This window comes from Streptomyces fuscigenes (assembly GCF_021556455.1).
In the GTDB taxonomy this organism is placed as follows: domain Bacteria; phylum Actinomycetota; class Actinomycetes; order Streptomycetales; family Streptomycetaceae; genus Streptomyces; species Streptomyces fuscigenes.
This window is the reverse complement of sequence record NZ_JAKGCV010000650.1, coordinates 1-2,235: the sequence shown is the minus strand read 5'-3', so window position 1 is coordinate 2,235 and position 2,235 is coordinate 1. Positions and strand designations below refer to the sequence as shown.

The 2,235-nt window shown below is 75.6% G+C and carries 1 protein-coding gene and 1 pseudogene; both read right to left on the bottom strand.

The features are described 5' to 3' along the window. Window positions 1-71 precede the first annotated feature (71 nt). Window positions 72-992, bottom strand: coding sequence for a class I SAM-dependent methyltransferase (locus L1885_RS27375; protein WP_235799838.1), 921 nt, complete (start codon window positions 990-992; stop codon window positions 72-74). 9 nt (window positions 993-1,001) lie between these two features. Further along, window positions 1,002-2,235, bottom strand: a pseudogene (locus tag L1885_RS27370) (YfhO family protein); the annotation flags it as partial.

Genomic DNA, 2,235 nt, shown 5'->3' with positions numbered 1-2,235 from the left:
GCCGGCCGCCCCCGGGGCAGCCCCCTGCCCCGGCCCCCCCGCGCCCCGGCCGGCGCGCGCGGACCCGGGCCTCAGCCCCGCACGCGCAGGAACGCCGACGTCGAGACCGCGCCGAGGAACTCGAAGCGCGTGCCGGGCCGGGCGAGGTGCTCGTCGGTCGCGGTCTTGACGTGCTGCCAGCGCTTGTCGCCGTAGTCGTCGACGACGATCACCCCGCCGGGCGCGGCTATCTTCTCCGCCCATTCCAGGTCGGCGAGCACGCCCTCGGCCGAGTGGTCGCCGTCGACGACGATGACGCCGTACTCGCGGTCCGAGACCTGGGCGCGCACGTCCTCGTCGCCGGAGAAGCCCTTCACGATGCGGGCGTCCACGCCGGGCGCGCCGCCGAAGGCGAGGTTCGCGCGGACGACGTCCATGCGCACCGGCGTGCCCGTCGGGTCGGCGCCCTCGGGCGTGCCGGGCTGGAGCTGGCTCCCGACGAGCGGGTCCACGACCGTCATGCGCGGCTCGATGCCCGCGCGGTGCAGCATCCGCAGCAGCGACGCGGAGAACAGGCCGTACAGCGTGCCGATCTCCAGGACCTCGGGGTGCTCCGGCGGGGCCAGCAGTGGGGTCGCCGCGAGCTTGCCGCAGATGTTCTGGGTGGAGCCGGCGAGGCGCCCCACGGCCAGCATCTCCAGCGCGATCACGTTGCGGAAGGCGATGACGACGTTGCGGCGGGCGGCGGCCTTGGGCACGCCCGTCACCCGGGCCACCTGCTCCACCAGCGTGTCGAGCTGGGCGGGCGTCGGCGTGCGCGGGCCGCTGCGGGCGGTGCCGTCGACGAGGAGCGCGAGGGAGTCGCGCTGCCCGCGCAGGGTCGCCACCTCCTTCCTCAGCGCGTCTATTTCGGGCCGGAGTCCCTTCATGTGGCGAGCCACACGACGGTCGACCAGTTCGGCGGCGGGTCGCAGGACCCGGCGAGTGAGCGGATTCTTCGTCAGAGCGAACACGAGCGGAACCTACGTCAGCTGTTCTTCCCTGCGAACCAAGTGCGGATGGTGCGCGGATGAAGCCTTGGTGGCCCGGAACCGACGGGAGAAGTACGCGATGACGACGAGGACGAGAACGGCGGCGGAACCGGCCGCCCCGCCTGCGACGAGGCCCGGCGGCCGGAAGGAGCAGTCGATCGAGGCCGCGCCGTGCAGCCGCACCGCGACCAGCCCGAGGTAGGAGTCGGCGGGCCTGCCGTCGCAGCTCCAGCCCGCCGTGCGGGGCGCCGAGAGCACCGCGTAGCCGCTGGAGGCGGCGGGCAGCCGTGCCTGCACGCCGCTGTCGGTGACGTGCACGGACACGGCGGCTGTCGCCTTGAGGCGGTCGACGGCGGACGCGAGCCGGCCGTGGTCGAGGCACCCGACACTCCAGCCCTCGGGCTCCACCGCTCGGCCCGCCTTGGTGCGGAAGGTGATCCGCTCGCCCGCGGTGCGCACGGTGCCCAGCGACACCACGGCGGCCCGGAACTTCGGCATCGCGCCGTGCAGTTCGGCGGCGGGGCCGTCGCCGAGCCGGGCCGTGCCCCAGTAGTCGGGCGCCGAGACGAACGCCTCCCGGCCCACCGCGCACACGTGGTCGGCGGGGACGGTGTAGACGCCGGCGCCGAGGAGGGCCTCCTGGTTGCGGAAGGGAGAGGTCCCGTAGCGCGGGGCGCCGGTCGCCGGGTCGCTGCCCCCGAAGGAGCCCAGTGCGGCCGGCAGCGTCGCAGGCCGCACGGTCACCAGCGGCGGCACGTTCTCGCGGACGGTCACCGGCGCGTGGCCCGGCTCGGTGCGCAGCCGCGCGCCGACGGAGAAGATCGCGTCCGTCACCGGGTTGTCGAGGCTCTGCACGACGCGGCCGCCCGACGTCCAGCCGGCGCCCAGGGCCCGCATGGTCCTCGTGTACGTGGCGGACGTCATGCTGCTGTAGTAGCCCGCGCCCTCGCCGCCGAGGAGCAGCGGGTCGTCCGAGCTGATCTGGGTGCGGCCCGGGTCGGTGCGGTAGCGGGGCCAGCCGTCGGCCCGGGCCACGGCCGCGGCGCGCGCGCTCTGGTCGGCACCCCACGTCGGGTACGCCTCGAACTTCACGAGCTTGGCGTGGTCGCCGTACGCCATGGCGGTGGTGCCCTGGCCGAGGAGGCTGCCGAGCAGCAGGACGGCGGCCCCCGCGGCGGCCGCCCGTACGCGCGCCCGGCGGGGTGCCGGGGCGGCGCCCGTCGCG